Genomic DNA, 20,196 nt, shown 5'->3' with positions numbered 1-20,196 from the left:
TATCGCCATCAACCAGAATGACCGCGCCACCACAATCGAACGCTGTCCCAGGCGCGCCCTGCGATGCCTGCCTCAGCCACGGGCTCCAGCGCCACGACCGGAAATTGCATGGCCGGCTTGCCGTCGACCAACACGCGCAAGGCGCCCACCGTATCCTGCGCCGCGATCGGCGCGACCAGCGGCTGTTGCGGCGTCCAGACCGGCTCGACCTTGGCGCCCGCTGGCACGGTCACGTAGGCGTCTCGCGCAAAACCCGCTTTGAGGCTGTCGCTTGCGCCCTTCCAGACCTCGGGTGTGGCCACCGCCTGGCCGCGCGCGTACAGCTTGATCGTATTGAAACCCTGGAAACCCCACTCCAGCAACTGCCGGCTTTCCTGCGTGCGCAGCTTGTCCGAAGCCGTGCCCACGACCACCGTGATGAGGCGGCGCTGATCGTTTCCATTGGGACGGCGCGCAGTGGCAACGATGCAGTAGCCAGCGGAATCGGTGTGACCGGTTTTCAGGCCATCCACGCTGGGGTCCAGCCACAGCAGCCGGTTGCGATTGGGCTGCGTGATCTTGTTGAAGGTGAATTGCTTGGCGGAATCGTAGGTCTTGTACAGCTGCGGGTAATCGCGGATGAAGCGCGTGGCCAGCACGGACAGATCGCTGGCAGTCGAATACGTGCCCGGATCGGGCAAGCCATGCGGGCTGGCGAAGTGCGTGGCGTGCAGACCAAGCCTGGCGGCGGTGTCATTCATGCGCGCCACGAAGGCTTCCACGCTGCCCGACACTGCCTCGGCCAGCGCAATGGCGGCATCGTTGCCCGACTGGATCATCAAACCGCGCAGCAGGTCGTCCACCGTGACTTTCGAGCCGGGCTCCAGGAACATCTTGGAGCTGCCCGCAGGCACTTTCCAGGCGCGCGTCGAAATGACAACCGTTTGGTTCGCCGACAGTTCTTTCTTGCTCAAGGCGTCAAACACGACGTAAGCCGTCATGATCTTGGTCAGGGACGCCGGCTCGATCCGGGTCGTGGCTGCGTGCGAGGCAATCACCTGCCCGCTGGTCTCATCGAGCAACAGCCAGGCCTTGGCCGACAACACAGGTTCAGGCATCGGCTGCGCCATCGCGCTGGACAGGCATGCGGTCGCGACGAGCAGGCTCGCCGCCAATTTCTTCATCAACATATCGGTGCTTCGAATCCATGCTTTGTTTTAGCGAGGCAATTGGAACACGAGACGCGCGGATGGTTCATTGGCTGGCATGCCGTGAAAACAGGGCTTTGCGCGACAGCATTTTGAAATCGAACCCTTGCAGCAAGCACTTTCTGCGTGGAAAACAACAAACAACGGCTTAAATCCCGGCGGAAAGCCGCAAGAACGGCTAGTCTTCCGCTATCATCGGGCGCGTGGCGTTAATTGCCGATACCCGGCGCGCGCTGCTCCATGTCCTCAACTACGGATTTTGACCATGGCCACGAAAGCAAAAGCTCCTGCCAAGAAAGTCACCAAGCCCGCCGTCAAGGCGCCCGCAAAGAAGGCAACCGCCGCCAAGACCGCTGTGAAGCCCGCAGCCAAGAAGGCCGTCGCCGCCAAGAAGGTCGCTGCTGCACCCAAGGCCATCAAGGCTGCAATGAACAAGACCCAGCTGGTCGCTTACATCGTCGAGCAATCGGGCGTTGAAGCCAAGGCCGTCAAGGCCGTGCTGGCCAGCCTGGAAACCTCGGTGCTGGGTTCCGTGGACAAGAAGGGCGCTGGCGAATTCACGCTGCCCGGCCTGTTCAAGGTTGCCGTGCAGAAGGTTCCCGCCAAGGCCAAGCGCTTCGGCAAGGACCCGTTCACCGGCGTTGAGCGCTGGTTCCCCGCCAAGCCGGCTTCGGTCAAGGTGAAGGTTCGCCCGCTCAAGAAGCTGAAGGACGCCGCGCAGTAATTCGCGCGACCATCCGGTCAAGCCGGAAAGGCCCGCCTCGAAAGAGGCGGGCCTTTCTTTTTGCCGCTCGATTTGCACGAGTGGGCCCACGCCAGCTAGAATTTATCTTTACGTTAAGAAACTTCACATCAAAAGAAGCCGCTCTTGCCTACGTCTGACCTTGTCGATCTCGTCATCTCGCAATGGTCCACGGAATGCCCTAATCAGGATTTCGCGGCCATGGCGGTCGTCACGCGGGTGTTCCGCCTGAACGCCTTCGCCACCCGCAACGTGAACCGCAGCTTTCGTCGCCACAACCTGCACCAGGGCGAATTCGACGTTCTGGCGACCCTTTACCGCACGGGCGCGCCGCACGCCATGAATCCGCAGAAACTGGTCGACGCCTTGCTGTTGACTTCCGGCGCCATGACCAACCGGCTCGACCGCCTGGAGCAGGCGGGCCTGCTGGTGCGCAACCCCAACCCGGACGACCGCCGCGGCATCATCGTGTCGCTGACGCCAGACGGGTTGCGCGTCATCAAGCTGGTGCTCAAGGACTATCTGAAGGACCTGGGCGAACTGCTGGATCCGCTCTCGCTGCCCGAACGCAAGCAACTGGCGGGCTTGCTGAAAAAACTGCTGATCAAACACGACCAGGAGACGCCAGGCGGCATCGGCGCCTGACCGCGCGGCGCTGACGGTGGCGGTGTCGATGCCGTCATCAATGCAGTGTCCGTTGCTGTTGCGGCGTCGCCGCTGCCGTACCGTCGTTAATGTTGTCCTTGCCGTTGCAGTGGCGTCGTGGCGATTGCCGTTGAGTCGTCGTTACCGACGCTGTCGCCGTCTTCGTTGCCATCGCCCTACTCCGCCCCCTACTCCGCACCTTATCGCCCAGCCTTTCCATCCCGTTTCATGACCGCCTCTTCCCAACCTTCCACGCCGCCCACCCCCACGCTGACCGCGCCGATTGTCCTGCTGATGTCGGTGGCAACCGGCCTGGCCGTGGCCAGCAATTACTACGCGCAACCGCTGCTGCATACGATCGGCCAGCAATTCGGGCTGTCCAACGCGGCGGCGGGCGCGATCGTCACCACGGCCCAACTGAGCTACGCGCTGGGCTTGATGCTGCTGGTGCCCCTGGGCGATCTGTTTGAACGCCGCCGCCTGATTGTCCTGATGACGTTGCTGTCGGCGGGCGGGCTGCTGATCTCCGCGTTCGCCGACCACATCGCCCTGCTGCTCCTGGGCACCGCGCTGACCGGCATGCTGTCCGTCGTCGCGCAGATCCTGGTGCCGTTCGCCGCCACGCTGGCCGCGCCGCACGAACGCGGCAAGGCGGTCGGCACCGTCATGAGCGGCCTGCTGCTGGGCATCCTGCTGGCGCGCACGGTGGCGGGCGTGCTGGCGGACGTGGGCAGCTGGCGCACGGTGTATTGGGTGGCTGCGCTGTTGATGCTGGGCATGTCGGCCGCGCTGTGGCGCGTGCTGCCGCGCTACCAGAGCCCCACCACGATGAGCTATCCGCGCCTGCTGGGCTCCATTCTGCGCATGTTCGTGCAAGAGCCCCTGTTTCGCGCGCGGTCGCTGCTGGGCTTCTTGCTGTTCGCCGCATTCAGCATGCTGTGGACGCCGCTGACCTTCCTGTTGGCCAGCCCGCCCTATCAATACAGCAACACCACCATCGGGCTGTTTGGCCTGGCGGGGGCGGCGGGCGCCTATGCCGCCAATCGGTTTGGCCGGCTGGCGGACCAGGGGCTGGGCAACCTGGCCACACGGGTGGGCCTGTTGCTGCTGCTGGGTTCGTGGGGCCTGATGGCCTTTGGCCAGGTGTCGGTGGTGGCGCTGCTGGCGGGCATCCTGGTGCAGGACCTGGCCATCCAGGGCGTGCATGTCACCAATACCAGCTCGCTCTATCGATTGCGGCCGGAAGCGCGCAGCCGGCTCACGGCGGGCTACATGACCAGCTACTTCCTCGGCGGCGCCTCCGGTTCACTGGTATCGTCCTGGCTTTACGCCCACTTCGGCTGGCCCGGCGTGGTCATCGCGGGCGCTGTTCTGGGCGTCGTTACATTGGCATATGGCGCTTTGGCGCCCAGTGCGCGCATCCCGGAAATGGCCCCGCCCCCTCGCCGCGTCTAGCACCTCCTATAATCAGGGGTTTTGACCGCCACCGCGTCAGGCCGCCCCCGCGTCCGCGCGGCAGGGCGGCTCACCCTTTTTTGCCACCGTGCCCGAGCCCATGCAGGAACGTTACCTCCCCACTACCGTCGAAGCGGCCGCCCAACAAGACTGGCAGGCCCGCGACGCCTATCTGGTTCACGAACACGCCAAGAACGCCGACGGCTCCGAAAAGCCGAAGTTCTACGCCTGCTCGATGCTGCCCTACCCCAGCGGCAAGCTGCATATGGGCCACGTGCGCAACTACACCATCAACGACATGATGGCGCGCCAGCTGCGCATGCGCGGCTATAACGTGCTGATGCCCATGGGCTGGGACGCCTTCGGCATGCCCGCCGAGAACGCGGCCATCAAGTCCAAGGTGCCGCCGGCCAAGTGGACCTACGACAACATCGCTTATATGAAGAAGCAGATGAAGGCGATGGGTCTGGCGATCGACTGGACGCGCGAAATGTGCGCCTGCGATCCGCAGTACTACAAATGGAACCAGTGGCTGTTCCTGAAGATGCTGGAAAAGGGCGTCGCCTACCGCAAGACCCAGGTGGTCAACTGGGATCCGGTCGACCAGACCGTGCTGGCCAACGAACAGGTCATCGACGGCCGTGGCTGGCGCTCCGGTGCGCTGGTTGAAAAGCGCGAAATCCCCGGCTACTACCTGCGCATCACCGACTACGCCGACGAACTGCTTGGCGCCGTCCAGAACGACCTGCCCGGCTGGCCCGAGCGCGTGCGTCTGATGCAGGAAAACTGGATCGGCAAGTCCGAAGGCCTGCGCTTTGCCTTCCCGCACAAGATCGCCGGCCAGGACGGCCAGTTGATCCAGGACGGCAAGCTGTACGTCTTCACCACGCGCGCCGACACCATCATGGGCGTGACGTTCTGCGCCGTGGCGCCTGAACACCCGCTGGCCACCCATGCCGCGCGCAACAACCCGGAGCTGGCTGCGTTCATCGAACAATGCAAGCTGGGCGGCACGACCGAGGCCGAAATGGCCACGCGCGAAAAGGAAGGCATGCGCACCGGCCTGACCGTCACGCACCCGATCACGGGCGCGGACGTCGAAGTTTGGGTCGGCAACTACGTGCTGATGACCTACGGCGACGGCGCCGTCATGGGCGTGCCCGCGCACGACGAACGCGATTTTGCCTTTGCCAAGAAATACGACCTGCCCATCGTGCAAGTCGTGGACGTGGCCGGCAAGGAATACTCCACCGCTGCCTGGCAGGAGTGGTACGGCGACAAGCAATCGGGCCGCACCATCAACTCCGGCAAGTACGACGGCCTCTCGCACAAGGAAGCCGTGGACGCCATCGCGGTCGATCTGGGCGCACAAGGCCTGGGCGAAAAGCAGACCACGTGGCGCTTGCGCGACTGGGGCATCTCGCGCCAGCGCTACTGGGGCACCCCGATCCCGATCATCCACTGCGCTGACTGCGGCCCGGTGCCGGTACCCGAAAAAGACCTGCCCGTCGTGCTGCCGGACGACCTGATCCCGGACGGCAGCGGCAACCCACTGACCAAGAACGAAGCCTTCCTGTCCTGCGCCTGCCCCAGCTGCGGCAAGCCCGCGCGCCGCGAAACGGACACGATGGACACCTTCGTGGATTCGTCCTGGTATTTCATGCGCTACACCTCGCCGGGCAACGACAATGCCATGGTCGATGCGCGCAATGACTACTGGATGCCGATGGACCAGTACATCGGCGGCATCGAGCACGCCGTGCTGCACCTGCTGTACGCGCGCTTCTGGACCAAGGTGATGCGCGACATGGGCTTGCTCAATTTTGACGAGCCCTTCACCAAGCTGCTGTGCCAGGGCATGGTGCTGAACCACATCTATTCCCGCAAGACGCCGCAGGGCGGCATCGAGTACTTCTGGCCCGAAGACGTCGAAAACGTCTACGACGACCGCGGCGCCATCACCGGCGCCAAGCTCAAGTCGGACGGTTCCGCCATCACCTATGGCGGCGTGGGCACGATGTCCAAGTCCAAGAACAACGGCGTCGATCCGCAATCGCTGATCGACACGCTGGGCGCCGACACCGCGCGCCTGTTCGTGATGTTCGCCAGCCCGCCCGAGCAAACCCTTGAGTGGTCCGATTCCGGCGTTGAAGGCTCCAACCGCTTCCTGCGCCGCTTGTGGTCCATCAGCTACGCGCGCCGCGATGCGGTGGCGCGTGGCCTGGCCAATGGCGCCGACTGGTCGCAGGCCACGTCCGCCGTCAAGGACCTGCGCCGCGAGGTCTACACGCTGCTCAAGCAAGCCGACTACGACTACCAGCGCATCCAGTACAACACCGTGGTGTCGGCTTGCATGAAGATGCTGAACGCCATCGACGACGCCAAGCTGCCCGAGGATGCCGCCGCCGACGCCGCCTATGCCGAAACGCTGGGCGTGCTGTTGCGCGTGCTGTACCCGGTCGTCCCGCACGTCACCTGGCATCTGTGGCAAGACCTGGGCTACGCAAAAGAGCTGGGCGACCTGCTCGACGCGCCCTGGCCGCACGTGGACGAAGCCGCCTTGATCGCGGACGAGATCGAGCTGATGCTCCAGGTCAACGGCAAGTTGCGCGGCTCGATCCGCGTTGCCGCCGGCGCCGCCAAGGAAGACATCGAAAAGCTCGCCGCCAGCCAGGAGGAAGTCTCACGCTTCCTGGAAGGCCGTCCGCCCAAGCGCGTCATTGTGGTGCCGGGCAAACTGGTCAACGTCGTAGGCTGATGAGGTCAAGCATGTACACCGCCGGGCAACTCTCGCACTCCCCCCGCCAATCCTGGCTGCTGCGCGGCGCCTGCCTGGCGCTGTTCATGCTGCTCACCGCTTGCGGCTTCACGCTGCGCGGCGTCACGCCGATGCCGTTCGATACGCTTTACGTCGGCGTGCCTGATAACACGCTGTTCGGCGCGGACGTGCGCCGTGCGTTGCGCGCAGCGTCACCGAATACCAAGCTGGTCGATTCCCCCAAGGATGCACAGGCAATTCTCCAGCAGGTTAGCGATAACCGCTCGCTGCGCGAGGTCTCCCTGAATGCGCAAGGCCGCGTCGAGGAATACGAACTGGGCATCAACTACACGTTCCGCCTGATCGACAGCAAGGGCCGGGCGCTGATCCCGGATACGACCCTGTCCATCTACCGCGAAATGCCGTATGACGACCAGGTCGTGCAGGCCAAGCAGGGCCAGATCGACACGCTGTACAAGGCCATGCAGCGCGACCTGGTGTCCCGCCTGCTGCGCCGCATGACCGCCCCGGACGTGCGCCGTGCCTTCGAGGAAGCCGAGCAACGCGGAGACAACGGCGAAATCCCGCTGTACGACCCGACCGCGCCGCAGCCCAAGAGCACGCCCGCGCCGTGGAAGACGCCGTCCACCACCGACCCGGCGATCCTGCGCTAGCCCATGGCACAGCCTTTGGACGCGGATCGTCTGGCGGAACATCTGCAACGCCCGGGCAACCGGCTTGCGCCGCTGTATACGGTGTCCGGCGACGAGCCTTTGCTGGTGACCGAAGCTGTCGACACGTTGCGCGCCTCGGCGCGCAACGCCGGCTACACCGACCGGCTCTCGATGGTAATGGACGCTCGCAGCGACTGGAGCGCCGTCACCGCCGCGACCCAAAGCGTGTCGCTGTTCGGCGACCGCCGCATCCTTGAAATCAAGATCCCCACGGGCAAGCCAGGAAAATCCGGTGCCGACACCCTGACCAAGCTGGCCGAGCAGGCCGAAAAGCAGCCAGATGCCGACACGCTGATCCTTATCGCGCTGCCTCGGCTGGACAAGGCCACGCGCGAGAGCCGCTGGGTGCAAGCGCTTGCCCGAGGCGGCGTGATGGTCGACATCGCCAACATCGAACGGGGCCGCCTGCCCGCCTGGGTCGGCATGCGGCTGGCCCGCCAGAACCAGCGCGCCGACGCCGCCACCCTGCAATGGATGGCGGACAAGGTCGAAGGCAACCTGCTGGCCGCGCACCAGGAGATCCAGAAATTGGGTCTGCTGTATCCCGAAGGCCAACTGGCTGCTGAGGACGTCGAACGGGCGGTGCTGAACGTGGCCCGTTACGACGTTTTCGGCCTGCGCGACGCCATGCTGGCAGGCGACATCGCCCGCACGATCCGCATGATCGACGGTCTGCGCGCCGAAGGCGAGGCGCTGCCGCTGGTGTTGTGGGCGGTCGGGGAAGAAATCCGTCTGCTTGCCCGCATCGCCGAAGCGCGTGCGCTGGGTCAGGACGCCAATGGGCTGATGCGCCGCCTGCGTATCTTCGGCGCGCACGAACGCCTGGCGTTGCAGGCGCTGAACCGTGTGCAGCCCGCCGTCTGGCCTGTCGCTGTGCAACACGCCCACGACGTCGATCGTCTGATCAAGGGCTTATCGGTCGCCGGACGGCTCTCCGATCCGTGGGAAGAAATGACCCGGCTGGCCCTGCGCGTGGCCGCCGCCGGCGGACGACCGTGAAGGCGGCAATGCCGCCGCCTTCGCCCTGACCCGCTCTTTGCCTCGCCCCCGATCCCGCCGCTCGTTCCTGGCCATCGCGCCGCGCACCAGCCATGGGCGCCGGATATAAACTGAATCCTCAGACGGCGCCTGCGCCGCCCCATCCCATGATTGACACTGCCATGTCCTCGTCCTCCATCGAACACGCCATGCTGACCTTGGGCGAAAACGCCCGTCGCGCCTCGCGCGCAATGATGCGCGCCAACAGCGCCGCCAAGAACAAGGCCTTGCTGGCTATGGCCGACGCCCTGGCCGCCAGCCACGACGAACTCAAAGCCGCCAACGAAAAAGACGTGTCCGCCGCCCGCGCCAACGGTCTGGAACCGGCGCTGCTGGATCGCCTGACGCTGTCCGACAAGACTCTGGCCCATATGGCCGAAGGCTTGCGCCAGATTGCCGCCCTGCCCGATCCCATCGGCAGCATCACCGCCACCACCGTGCGCCCGAACGGCATGCGCGTGGCGCAGATGCGGGTGCCGCTCGGCGTCATCGGGATCATTTATGAGTCGCGTCCGAACGTCACCATCGACGCGGCCGCCCTGTGCCTGAAATCTGGCAACGCTGCCATCCTGCGCGGCGGCAGCGAAGCGCTGCATTCCAATATCGCGCTGGGCCGCGTGGTCCAGACGGGCTTGGCCGAGGCCGGCCTTCCGCCCGACGCCGTCCAGGTCGTGGCCACCGCGGACCGCGCCGCCGTGGGCAAACTGATCACCATGACCGAGCACATCGACGTCATCGTGCCGCGCGGCGGCAAGGGCCTGATCGCGCGCTTGTCGCAGGAAGCCCGCGTGCCGCTCATCAAACACCTGGACGGCAACTGCCACATCTATATCGATGCGGCGGCCGACCCGGACAAGGCACACACCATCGCCTTCAATGCCAAGACCTACCGCTACGGCATTTGCGGCGCGATGGAAACATTGCTGGTCGACGCGGTGGCCGCAGTGTCCATCCTGCCCTCGCTGGCCGCGGCCTTTATCGAGCATGGTGTCGAGCTGCGTGGCTGCCCGCGCACGCTGGCCTTGCTGCCGCATATCACTGCCGCCACCGAAGAAGACTGGGGCACCGAATACCTGGGGCCGATCCTGGCGATTCGTATCGTCGACACGCTGGACGACGCGATCGAGCATATCGCGCGCTGGGGCTCGGGCCACACCGACGCCATCGTCACGGAAGATCTGTCCGCCGCGCAACGCTTCCAACGCGAAGTGGATTCCAGCTCGGTCTACGTCAACCTGCCGACCTGCTTTGCCGACGGCTTTGAATATGGGCTGGGTGCGGAAATCGGCATTTCCACGAACCGATTGCACGCGCGCGGTCCTGTCGGATTGGAAGGCTTGACGACGTTGAAGTGGGTGCTGAACGGCGAGGGGCAGGTCCGAGGCTGAAGGCTTCAAGCGATGGTGGCTCGACCCGCCCGCCATCGCTGACGCAGCCCTGAACACGCGGCAGCGCCAAGCCTTCTACAATACGGGCGGAATTTTGTTCTGGGTTGGCTGTTTCCGTGTCGCAGGTTCTGCTTGGAAGACGCCGCATTGCGATGCTGCTTTTCAGGTATGGTCTTCAGCCGTTGCAGTCAGAGGTGCTGGTGAAGGGTGGCCTTGCAGGTTGCTCATCAAGCGTTACTTGCGGGAGGCAGTTTGCCAGTTGGGGCGTGCCAGGTGCGGTTTGCGAAGTTGTGCTCGCCGGTTACTGCCTATCACTGACTGCTTGCCGGTAGCACCCTCCAGTGCTGATCTTGCCGGCGCTACGCATCAAGCCTCACCCGCCCGGTTCGGCCCAATTGGTTCTGCTTTTTTTTCATTCAATGCGGCACGCCGCGCAATCTTGAGATCCCCCATGCATTCACCTGTCATGGCCATGGCCTTCAGCCTTTTCGTGCTTTGCTTCATCACCTGCACACTGAGCGGCATCGTCCTGTTTTTCTTGAAAACCAAAGAAATCAACGCTGCGTTCAAGCACCCTTATTTGCAACATCGTCCGTGGAAGCAGTACCCGCTGGCAGTCCAGGCGGCCATCATGCTGGATTATTTTTTCCGCCTGATGTTTCCTGGCACGCGGTTCTGGCTGATCGGCAATGCGAACGACCTGTTGGGTCATGTCGACCCGAAGAAGACGCCGCTCTCGCTGAAATGGCCGATCGTGGGTTTCTGGGGTTCGTGCTGGGTGGGACTGATTGCAATGATCGTCCTGTGGGTGATGTTGTACCTGGGAACCTGACCTCATGCAGATCCGAATCGAAGACTATCCCGGCAGCCTGGACGCCGCTCGCACGCTGATCGCCGCGCGCGAAAGCGGCGTAGCCGGGCCGCGCCTGCCCGCGGACTGCCGCCCCCAATCCATGGCGCAGGCGTTCGCGGTCCAGCAACGCACTGCGCAGCTCTTGCAGGAAATGCACCAGGATGGCATCGCCGCCTGGAAGAGCGCGCTGCCCTCGCCCGAGAAGACCGTCGTGGCGCCGATCTACGCATCCGGCACGGCGTATGCCGAGGCAGGCCCTGTCGCCACGCGCCCTGAAATCGTGCGGGTAGAACCTGAAATTGCGTTCGAGCTTGCCCACGACCTGCCCGCGCGCGATACGCCTTACACCGAAGCCGAAGTTGACGCCGCCGTGGGCAGTGCCCGCCTGGCGCTGGAAATACTGGGCTGCCGGTACGCGTCTCCTGAACATGCGAGCCTGCCCGAACTGCTTGCCGATCATATGTTCAACGAAGGACTGGTCCTAGGGCCGCGCATTGCGAGCCCCGACGCGGCGCCCACCAACATGACGTTGACCTTGTCCATCGCCGGCCGCGAAGTCGAGCAACATCCTGGCTTTCATCCCAACGAGCGCCCGAAGGCCGGCCTGTACTGGCTGGCGAATTTCCTGCGCGAACAAGGGCTTGGACTGCATGCCGGCCAGCACGTCATCACCGGTTCTTACGCCGGATTCCTGGACGTGCCCGCCCATCAGGACATCGAACTGATCTACGGCGATCTGGGCGTGCTACGCGTACGCTTCGGAAGTTAAGCGAAGCCTGTTTTTCTGCGCGGCAACCCGGCCGCCATCCGTCATAGCGCTACGGATGGAAGTGAGGTGCAGCGGACCTGCCTGAGGCCAGCCTTGGACCAATTTCGGATCAATTCCGGGATAGCTTCGGCCCCGCGCCGGATCAGCTCGGTCCGAGTTCGGACCTGGGCTCCGGCCCAGGCCCAGGCCCAGGCTCGGGACTCAGGCCCAGGCCCAGGCCCACGCCCAGGCCGGGCCCAGACCCAGGCTCAAGCCCAGTCTCCGGCCGGGACTCAGTCCGGCTCGGCAATCGCGATAGCGTCACCCGCCGCTTCAATGATTTCACCAGCGGCCAGGCATAAGTCTTCGCGGTATCGGCCTGCTACGATCTGCACGCCCACGGGGCTTTGGCCGACGCTGCTCATGGCGTGGCCCATTGCGACGGACAGGCCCGGCAAACCCATGAACGGCACCCCAATCTGCGTCATCTGCGCGCGCCACACGCGCGCGTAAGCGGCATCGCCTTGAAGATCCAGCTTGTCGGGAAACGGCAATTCAGCCGATACCGGGAGCAGCAGGATCGGGTAGTCGGCCAGGAACACTTCCCACATGCGGGTCAGCGTTGCCCGACGTGTCAGGACCGCGGAAAAATTACTGAGATTCGCATCGGCCGCCTTGTCGCGCTGACCACGCAACGCCACGAGGGCGCCGGGATCGCCTTCTTTTTCAGCTGCCGCCACCATGGCCTCATAGCCATCGGCCATCCACATCCGAATCTGCAAATCTGCCGCCTCTTGCATGGGCGGCACGGCATCGAGCGTATCGACCGTCCAGCCCGCGTCGCTAAGTCGCCGCGCGGCTTCCTGCAACGCCTTGACGACAGCCGGTTGCGTGTCCATGCCATCCGGGTTCACGCACAGCGCGGCGCGGCGGGGCACGTCGGGCCCCACCAGCGGCGCGGGCACCCACCACGGATCGCGGGGATCGCGCGCCGCCATCACCGCCAGCCCCAAGCGCACGTCGGCGATGGTGCGCCCCAGCGGCCCGGACACCGCCGTGAGCTGCCCGCCAATGGAGCGTTCGGGCAGCGCTGCGTTATAGGCAGGCACGCGCCCCAGCGATGGCCGCAAGCCGTGCACGCCACACGCGTAGGCGGGATAGCGAATGGAACCGGCGATATCGGTGCCATGCGCCAGATGCCCGATACCGGCCGCCACCGCCGACGCCGCACCGCCCGACGACCCACCCGGCGTCAGGGCCGCGTTGCGGGGATTGCGGGTATCGCCATGCAGGCGATTGCCCGTGAACCAGCGCAGCGAAAATGCCGGCGTGTTGGTGCGGCCGAGGATGACCGCGCCCGCGCGCAGCAGGTTATCGACGACCGGGTTGTTGTCCGTTGCGATCAGGTCCTTTTGCAGGCTGACCCCGTTGGTCGTGGCGTAGCCCGCCTGGTCGACGTTGACCTTGACCGTTACGGGCACACCCGCCAGCAAGCCGGGATTTTCTCCGCGCGCAAGCTGGGCATCCACGTCGCGCGCGCGAGCCAGGACGTCTTCAGGACGATGATCGATGACTGCGTTCAGCGCCGGATTGACGGCATCAAGCCGGTCCAAAGCGCTTTGCGCGGCCTGGACAGCGGTCACTTCACGCTGTCGGATACGAGAGGCAAGCTCAACTGCGGACAAACGCCAAAGATCGGACACACGTTGCTCCTGAATCGTGGTTTTCCAGCGGAGCAGCACACATTAGCGCCAGTCGCGCTCGTCCACAAGCCACGGCTTACCGCAAGGGCGCGGCTATTTATCTTCTTCGAACACCTCGACGATCGCGTCGGCCACGGCCCGCACGCGCGCGGTGCGGTTCAGATCGCCATGCATGACCAGCCAGAGATCGTACGGTTCAGCCCGACCGGGCCAGATACGCACCAGGTCGGAGTAATCGGGCGCCATGTGCGTGGGCAGTTCGCCGATCCCCAGGCCCGCCGCCACGGCGGCCAGAATCATCATGCCGGAGTTCAGCTCGATGGCGATCCGACCGTTGCCCGTCGGTTCCCCGCAGAACGTGTCGGACCACCCCGGCAGCACGGCCTGTTGGTATGTCACCAAGGTATGCCCGGCGAAGGCCGTGCCGGGGCGGGGTTCGCCATGCGCGGCAAGGTAGCCGCGCGACGCATACAGCCCCACTTCTTTGCGCGCCAGATGGCGCTGGATCAGGTCGGGGTTGTCGGGCTTAAGGTTGCGGATGGCCAGATCCGCCTCGCGCCGCGTCAGGTTGCTGATCTGGATCGATGCCGACAGCACCACGCGTATGTCCGGGTGCTGGGCCTGCACGCGCCGCACTGCCTCCATGACGAAATAGCTGGCGACGGTTTCGGAAGCCGCTACGCGCACCACGCCCGACAGGCGGTGATCCAGCCCCTGCATCTGGCGCTGCAACTGGTCGGCCGCCTGCTCCATGCGCTCTGCTGCCGCGAAGGCCAGTTCGCCAGCGGGCGTGGGCACGTAACCGCCCGGCGTGCGCAAGAACAGCCGCGCGTCCAGTGATGACTCCAGCGCCGCCAGGCGTCGGCCCGCCGTTGCCTGGTCGATCTGCAACAAGGCCGCCGCGCCGCGCAGCGTACCCACACGATAAATCGCCAGGAAGATCCTGGCATTGTCCCAATCCATAGCGCCGTCCCCGGGGGTCAGGTCCCCACCAATGCATTTTTGCATCACTATAAAGCAGTAATTCGGCTTTTTTGCATTTCGGAAAACTTCTAAGCTTGCGCCTCGAACTTCCGCGACTGCTGCCATGAACACCGCCTGCCGAACCACGCCTTTGCCCCCTCTCGCCGCCAAGCCCACCACCGGCTGGCTGCCGCTTGTCACGCTGGCCATCGGGTTCGTGATGGCGATGCTGGACGTGACGGTGGTCAACGTCGCCCTGCCCAGCATTGCCTTGCAATTCGTCGTGCCGCTGACCGATCTGGTGTGGATCGTGGACGGCTACACGCTGACCTTCGCCGCCTTGCTGCTGGTGGCGGGAGCGCTCGCGGACCGCTACGGCGCAAAGACGATCTATCTGGCCGGCCTGGCCGTGTTTACGCTGGCCTCGCTGCTCTGCGGATTGGCGCCTGACGCCAACACGCTGATCGCTTCCCGCATGTTGCAGGGCCTGGGCGCCGCGTTATTCATGCCCAGTTCGCTCAGCCTGCTGACGCACGCCTATGACGACGAAAACGTGCGCAACCGCATGCTGGCTGCCTGGTCAGCCATCGTGGCGGTGGCGGGCGCCGCCGGCCCATTGCTGGGCGGCGTGTTGATCCATCAGTTCGGCTGGCGCGGCATTTTCCTCATCAACCTGCCGCTGGGGGTCGCCGGCCTTTGGCTTGCCCGTCGCCGCATCCTGGCCGCACCACGCCGTCCGCGCGCGCTCAATCCCATCAGCCATGTCCTGGGCGTGATCGCGCTGTCTTCGCTGTGCTTCGTGCTGATACAAGGCAACGCCTACGGCTGGACTTCGCCCCGCATTGCGGGCGCCGCCGCGCTGTGTGCGCTGGCCGTCGTGCTGCTGGTGCGACGCGAACGCCGCCACGCCGAACCCATCCTGCCGCGAGCCCTGTTCAAGACGCCGCATTTTGCCGCGGCCAACGGCGTGGGCTTTCTGATCAATCTGGCCTCTTACGGCCAGCTCTTCCTGCTCAGTTTGTTCCTGCAACACGCAAGAGGGGCCGATGCGCTCCAGACCGGTATCCAACTGGTCCCGATGCTGGCGGTGTTCTCGATCGGCAACATGATTTCCGGCCGCGTCTCCGCGCGCTGGAACGTATCGGCAGCGCTGTTGGGAGGCATGTCGTTGGCCGCCATCATGAGCGCGGTCGGCATTGTGGCGTTCACGCCCACGATCGCCTACTGGCCGTTTGCTTTGCTGGTGGCGCTGGGAAACCTGGGCGTGGGTATTGCCGTGCCCGCCATGACCAGCATCGTGATGCAGGTCTCGGGCAAGCGCCACGCCAACAGTGCGGCGGCGGCGTTGAACACCAACCGCCAGTCCGGTGCGTTGGTGGGTGTGGCCTTGATGGGCACCATCATGCATGCCCTGCCCGACTGGAACAGCGCGCTGCCCGTGGCCTATTGCGTGATCGCCGCGAGCTACGCGACGGCGGTTGCGCTGGTCTGGCGTCACCTTCGACGCACGCCCAACGCCTGATCCGCAGGGCAAGCACGGGCGCAGCCTTTGCATCACAATATGGCGGATTCCACCCCTAGGGAGATCCGTATGTCTCGCACTGCCACGCCCGCGCCATCCATCCGCCGTGTCGCCATCGTCGGCGCCGGCACCATCGGCGCCAGTTGGGCGGCACTGTTCCTTGCACATGGCCTGAGCGTCGTGGTCAGCGACCCGGCTCCCGATGCCGAAGCCCAAACGCGCGCACGCGTGCAAGCCGCCTGGCCAGTACTGAAGGAATTGGGACGCGTCGCCAAGGGCGCGTCGTTCGAGGCCCTAGTATTCGAGCCCGATCTGGCCCGCGCGCTGGTCGACGCAGACTTCGTGCAGGAAAACGCGCCGGAACGCGAAGATTTCAAGATCGATCTGTTCGCCAGGATGGACGCCCTCTTGCCTGCTCACGTGATCGTGGCGTCCAGTTCGTCGGGACTGATCATGAGCCGTCTGCAAGCGCGCTGCCAGCATCCCGAGCGCTTTGTCATCGGCCACCCCTTTAACCCGCCGCATCTGATCCCGCTGGTGGAAGTAGTGGGTGGGGACAAGACGTCGTCCGAGGTTATCGACCAGAGCATCGCGTTCTACAAGGCGATCGGCAAGTACCCAATCCGTCTGAACAAAGAAGTGCCGGGCCATATCGCCAACCGCCTGCAAGCGGCGCTCTGGCGCGAAGCCATCCATCTTGCCGCCGAAAATGTCGCCAGTGTCGCGGACATCGATGCGGCGGTCTCGCAGGGGCCTGGCCTGCGCTGGGCCTTGTTCGGACCGCACATGACGTTCAACCTGGGGGGTGGCGCAGGCGGCCTGGCGAACTTCATGGACCACTTGCTGGGCCCGGTGCAGACGTGGTGGGACGATCTGGGCGCGCCCGAAATGACCGAGGAGCTGCAACGCAAGCTGATCGAAGGCGTCGCTGCCGAAGCCGGGCAGCGCAGCATCGCTGATATCGTGCACGCGCGCGACGCCCAGCTCACCGCGCTGATCAAGGTGCTGCACCGGTAATCCCGTGGGGCCACCTGCGGTCTCCCGCGTCCCCGCGTTAATCTATTGAGTTCTACGCCGGCCCTGCGTCCCGGCCACTCCAAGGAGCCTTCGAATGACTGTCGTCACGCAAGACCTCGCGCAATCCCGATTCACCGCCACCGTTGACGGTGTGCAATGCGTACTGGACTACCAACTGCAAGGCAATACGATGTCCATCGTGCACACAGGCGTTCCGAGCCAGGTCGGTGGACGTGGCATTGCGGCCGAGCTCACCAAAACCGCGCTGGACACGGCGCGCGCCAATGGCTGGAAAGTGCGTCCCGTGTGCTCGTATGCCGAGGTCTACATGCGCCGCCACCCCGAATACAACGACCTGCGTGCCTGACGCGCCTCGCTACCCGTGACCAAGAAATCTGCTTCCTCCGCCACGCCTTGTCCTTGTGGCGGCGCGACCTACGAGCGTTGCTGTGCGCGCTGGCATGAAGGGCCGCTCGCCATGCAAGCTCCTACCGCCGAAGCGCTTATGCGCTCGCGCTACAGCGCATTCGTGCTCGACAAACTGCCCTACCTGTTGGCCAGTTGGCATCCCACGACGCGGCCAGCAGCGTTGGAGCCGAACCCACCCGATCTGAAATGGCTGGGCTTGTCCATCAAGCAGGCGCGGGATCAGGATGCCAACCACGCTACCGTCGAATTCGTTGCTCGCAGCCGTCAGGCCGGCCGCGCGCATCGCCTGCACGAAGTCAGCCGCTTCGTCCGGGAAGGTGGGCAGTGGTTCTATGTGGACGGCGACGTAAGCTGAACGCAGCGCCGCTCATGTTCATCCGAACGCGGGCGTTTGCGTGTCGGCCTCGACCGCCTGCCTTAACGCCGACACCAGCGGTTGCTCGATGCTGCCGGGCAAGCACCGGCTGCTGACAATCGCCAGCTCGGTCGATGGCGCCGGCTCAAAGCCGTCTTCGGCACCCAGCACCGCGTGCGCCTCAAGTGTGGCGAACGCGGGTAACAGGCTCACGCCCAAGCCTGCGGCGACGGCCGCCTGCACCCCCGCCAGACTATGGCTGTGGTACGCCACATACCAAGGGCGACCGGCGCTCTCCAACGCGTAAATCATGCGCTTGCGGTAGATGCAGCCGTGCGGAAACATCACCAGCGGAACGGGCGCTTTCGGCGCATCCTGTCCTTTGGCGCTGACCCAGGCCAGGCGCTCTGGCCACGCAGCCAAACACGGGCCGTCACCCGGTTCCCGCTTGATCAGCGCCAGATCCAATTCATCGGAAGACAGTCGGCTACGTAACTCGGTGCTCATGCCACTGGCCGTTTCCAGGCGAACGTCGGGATGATCAGCCGCAAATCGCGCCAGCAGCAAAGTCAGCCGCGCCACATCGAAGTCCTCGGGAATGCCCAGGCGAACGACGCGCGCCGCGCGCGGCGCCATCAACGCATGCTCGGCCTCGTCGGCAATGGCGAGCAGACGGCGGGCATAGGCCAGCATCAGGTCGCCCTCTTCGGTCGCGGACACATTGCCGCCCGCCCGGTCCCGCAGCAGCAGGGGCTTTCCCACTGTCTGCTCCAATTTCCGTATTTGCTGGCTGACCGTGGATTGAGTCCGATGCACGCGGCTGGCCGCGCGCGTGAAGCTGCCTTCGTCGGCAACACAGACCAGCGTGCGCAGTAGCTCTAGATCAAGCATGGCGGCGTTCTCATTCGTTTTACAACTGAGGGGAGTTTCATTATTAATTTTACGACTTCCCTGCCCAGGCTCTACGCTGATTGCTTCCGAACACTTTCGATAAGGTTCTGCCATGCCGCTGACATCACTGCCCCGCCCAGAGTGGCTCACCTTCGACTGCTACGGCACGCTGATCCAATGGGACGAGGGCCTGCACGCTGCCGTCACCCGTATTCTTGCCAACACCCCGCAAGAGCAAGCGACTCACCATCCCACGCCGACAGAATTTCTGCGTGTCTACGACCAGCACGAACATAGGCTGGAACGCACGCCGCCCCATCGCAACTTTGCCGATATCTCGCGCGAGTCGTTGCGCTTGACGATGCAGGATCTGTCTTTACCCTACCGGCCTGTGGATGCCGACGTATTAATAAATAGCATTTCGGTCATGCCGCCTTTTCCCGAAGTGGTCGACACCCTGGCCGCCCTGAAACAGGCGGGCTTCCGGCTTTGCATCATCTCGAACACCGACGACGGAATCATCGCCGGCAACGTCGCCCAACTGGGCGGTCATGTCGACCGTGTGATCACGGCAGAAGCGGCGGGTGCTTATAAGCCTGCGCGCAAGATCTTCGCGCACGCTCACGATAGCCTTGGCGTCACGCCCGACGAGGTCGTACATATTTGCGCCAGCCCGCATCTGGACCACGCCGCAGCGCGCGACATCGGCTTTCGATGCGTGTGGATTGATCGTGGTACGGGCCGGCAGCTATTGCCTGACTACCGTCCGGACGCTACCGTACCGACATTGGACCGCGTCCCGGATTTATTCCGTGCTGCGGGCTGGATGTAAGGCGGCGGTCTGACACGTAGCGGCTCACGCATTCGATCCTCCCCTCAACCCGAAGGCAGACATGAATCAAGAACCTCATTTTGCAGACGCACTCTTTCACGCAGAACCCGTAGCAGCGCTTCGCGCCGACTTGGCCCTGGCTTTGCGCGCGGCCGCCGCGCACGGATTGGGAGAAGGCGTTTGCAATCACTTCAGCGTCGCGCTGCCGGGCGACCCTGACCACTTCCTGCTGAATCCCCGGGGGCTGATGTGGAATGAGGTTCAAGCCGACGACATCGTGCTGATCGATGCGCAAGGCAACAAACTGGCCGGACGACATGCGGTGGAACCCACCGCAATGTTCATCCATGCCGCCATCCACCGCATCGCGGGCAAGTCCTGCGTTCTTCATACCCATATGCCGTATGCCACCGCGCTCACCCTGACTTCCGATCGCGGCCTGGACACGACGCTGTCGCAGAACGCCATGCGATTCCACGGACGCCTGGCCATCGACGAAAACTACAACGGCTTGGCGCTGGACGTCTCGGAAGGCGAGCGTATCGCGCATGCGATGCAAGGCGCTGACATCGTTTTCCTCGGAAATCATGGCGTGGTCGTGTGCGGCGAGCGCCTCGACTACGCCTACGATGACCTGTTTTTCCTGGAACGTGCCTGTACCGCGCAGGTCCTTGCCCAATCCACGGGCCGGCCGCTCAAACCTGTAGATGCGACGATCGCCGCCAAAGTCGCAGAGCAGGTTCAAAGCGAGCGGCTGCAATCCGAACTGTTTTTCGAAGCGCTACGCCGCCAATTGCCATAAAGGCAATCTCGGGTTTCGAATAAAACAAAACCCCCTCGCGGCGCCAGCTGCGAGGGGGTTATTCAATTGTCTATTATCGATTGCGGTCAAACCGGAACCACTACGCCATAAAAGCGGAGCAATTTGGAAACCAC

General features: G+C 64.3%; 19 protein-coding genes. 15 read left to right on the top strand and 4 right to left on the bottom strand.

Going from position 1 to position 20,196, the window contains the following annotated elements:
- Window positions 1-8: 8 nt before the first annotated feature.
- On the bottom strand, window positions 9-1,169 hold the full coding sequence (locus API01S_RS23145; protein ID WP_084802483.1) for a D-alanyl-D-alanine carboxypeptidase family protein: 1,161 nt from the start codon (window positions 1,167-1,169) through the stop codon (window positions 9-11).
- Between the two features lie 283 nt (window positions 1,170-1,452).
- Here API01S_RS23145 and API01S_RS23140 point away from each other — a divergent pair, with 283 nt between their 5' ends.
- The 9 genes from API01S_RS23140 (at window position 1,453) to API01S_RS23100 (ending at window position 11,569) form a co-directional block, all read left to right on the top strand.
- The gene (locus tag API01S_RS23140; RefSeq protein WP_006220952.1) at window positions 1,453-1,911 is read left to right on the top strand and encodes an HU family DNA-binding protein; all 459 of its coding nucleotides are present in this window, start codon (window positions 1,453-1,455) and stop codon (window positions 1,909-1,911) included.
- Window positions 1,912-2,130: 219 nt separating this feature from the next.
- Window positions 2,131-2,574: a MarR family winged helix-turn-helix transcriptional regulator gene (locus API01S_RS23135; RefSeq protein WP_231689508.1), complete on the top strand. Its 444-nt coding sequence runs from the start codon at window positions 2,131-2,133 to the stop codon at window positions 2,572-2,574.
- A 228-nt stretch (window positions 2,575-2,802) separates the two neighbouring features.
- A complete protein-coding gene (locus API01S_RS23130; protein WP_050730630.1) occupies window positions 2,803-4,029 on the top strand; it encodes an MFS transporter in 1,227 nt (408 codons plus the stop codon).
- Between the two features lie 100 nt (window positions 4,030-4,129).
- Window positions 4,130-6,787 (top strand): leucine--tRNA ligase, encoded by a 2,658-nt coding sequence (gene leuS / locus API01S_RS23125; RefSeq protein WP_050730629.1) that lies wholly within the window; start codon window positions 4,130-4,132, stop codon window positions 6,785-6,787.
- 11 nt (window positions 6,788-6,798) lie between these two features.
- Entirely contained in the window at window positions 6,799-7,461 is a 663-nt protein-coding gene (locus API01S_RS23120) for an LPS-assembly lipoprotein LptE (protein ID WP_050730628.1), read from the top strand.
- Between the two features lie 3 nt (window positions 7,462-7,464).
- Window positions 7,465-8,520: a DNA polymerase III subunit delta gene (holA, locus tag API01S_RS23115; RefSeq protein WP_006220957.1), complete on the top strand. Its 1,056-nt coding sequence runs from the start codon at window positions 7,465-7,467 to the stop codon at window positions 8,518-8,520.
- Between the two features lie 146 nt (window positions 8,521-8,666).
- Entirely contained in the window at window positions 8,667-9,947 is a 1,281-nt protein-coding gene (locus API01S_RS23110; RefSeq protein ID WP_006220958.1) for a glutamate-5-semialdehyde dehydrogenase, read from the top strand.
- A gap of 451 nt (window positions 9,948-10,398) precedes the next feature.
- The gene (locus API01S_RS23105) at window positions 10,399-10,779 is read left to right on the top strand and encodes a hypothetical protein (RefSeq protein ID WP_006220959.1); all 381 of its coding nucleotides are present in this window, start codon (window positions 10,399-10,401) and stop codon (window positions 10,777-10,779) included.
- Window positions 10,780-10,783: 4 nt separating this feature from the next.
- Window positions 10,784-11,569 carry a 2-keto-4-pentenoate hydratase gene (locus API01S_RS23100; protein ID WP_050730627.1) on the top strand — a complete coding sequence of 262 codons (786 nt, stop codon included), beginning with the start codon at window positions 10,784-10,786 and terminating at the stop codon, window positions 11,567-11,569.
- 272 nt (window positions 11,570-11,841) lie between these two features.
- Here the strand turns inward: API01S_RS23100 and API01S_RS23095 are convergent, their stop codons facing one another.
- Both API01S_RS23095 and API01S_RS23090 read right to left on the bottom strand, forming a co-directional pair.
- Window positions 11,842-13,251 (bottom strand): amidase family protein, encoded by a 1,410-nt coding sequence (locus API01S_RS23095; protein WP_050730626.1) that lies wholly within the window; start codon window positions 13,249-13,251, stop codon window positions 11,842-11,844.
- 93 nt (window positions 13,252-13,344) lie between these two features.
- Window positions 13,345-14,214, bottom strand: a complete 870-nt coding sequence (locus API01S_RS23090) for a LysR family transcriptional regulator (protein WP_050730625.1) — start codon at window positions 14,212-14,214, stop codon at window positions 13,345-13,347.
- A gap of 124 nt (window positions 14,215-14,338) precedes the next feature.
- Here API01S_RS23090 and API01S_RS23085 point away from each other — a divergent pair, with 124 nt between their 5' ends.
- From API01S_RS23085 to API01S_RS23070, 4 genes are all read left to right on the top strand, one after another.
- The gene (locus API01S_RS23085) at window positions 14,339-15,736 is read left to right on the top strand and encodes an MFS transporter (RefSeq protein ID WP_050730624.1); all 1,398 of its coding nucleotides are present in this window, start codon (window positions 14,339-14,341) and stop codon (window positions 15,734-15,736) included.
- A gap of 69 nt (window positions 15,737-15,805) precedes the next feature.
- The gene (locus API01S_RS23080) at window positions 15,806-16,753 is read left to right on the top strand and encodes a 3-hydroxyacyl-CoA dehydrogenase NAD-binding domain-containing protein (protein ID WP_050730623.1); all 948 of its coding nucleotides are present in this window, start codon (window positions 15,806-15,808) and stop codon (window positions 16,751-16,753) included.
- A gap of 94 nt (window positions 16,754-16,847) precedes the next feature.
- The gene (locus API01S_RS23075) at window positions 16,848-17,120 is read left to right on the top strand and encodes a GNAT family N-acetyltransferase (protein WP_006220966.1); all 273 of its coding nucleotides are present in this window, start codon (window positions 16,848-16,850) and stop codon (window positions 17,118-17,120) included.
- 15 nt (window positions 17,121-17,135) lie between these two features.
- Entirely contained in the window at window positions 17,136-17,537 is a 402-nt protein-coding gene (locus API01S_RS23070) for a YchJ family protein (RefSeq protein WP_050730622.1), read from the top strand.
- A gap of 18 nt (window positions 17,538-17,555) precedes the next feature.
- On the opposite strand, the gene API01S_RS23065 is transcribed toward API01S_RS23070, so the two are convergent.
- On the bottom strand, window positions 17,556-18,428 hold the full coding sequence (locus tag API01S_RS23065; protein ID WP_050730621.1) for a LysR substrate-binding domain-containing protein: 873 nt from the start codon (window positions 18,426-18,428) through the stop codon (window positions 17,556-17,558).
- Between the two features lie 112 nt (window positions 18,429-18,540).
- Between API01S_RS23065 and API01S_RS23060 the strand changes: the two genes are divergently transcribed.
- A complete protein-coding gene (locus tag API01S_RS23060) occupies window positions 18,541-19,260 on the top strand; it encodes a haloacid dehalogenase type II (RefSeq protein ID WP_050730620.1) in 720 nt (239 codons plus the stop codon).
- Window positions 19,261-19,321: 61 nt separating this feature from the next.
- Window positions 19,322-20,062 (top strand): aldolase, encoded by a 741-nt coding sequence (locus tag API01S_RS23055; RefSeq protein ID WP_050730619.1) that lies wholly within the window; start codon window positions 19,322-19,324, stop codon window positions 20,060-20,062.
- The last annotated feature ends 134 nt before the right edge of the window (window positions 20,063-20,196 follow it).

It is taken from the genome of Achromobacter piechaudii NBRC 102461 (assembly GCF_001571245.1).
Lineage (GTDB): Bacteria > Pseudomonadota > Gammaproteobacteria > Burkholderiales > Burkholderiaceae_B > Achromobacter > Achromobacter piechaudii.
The sequence above is the reverse complement of the archived record's forward strand: the minus strand, read 5'-3'. Positions and strand labels throughout refer to the sequence as shown.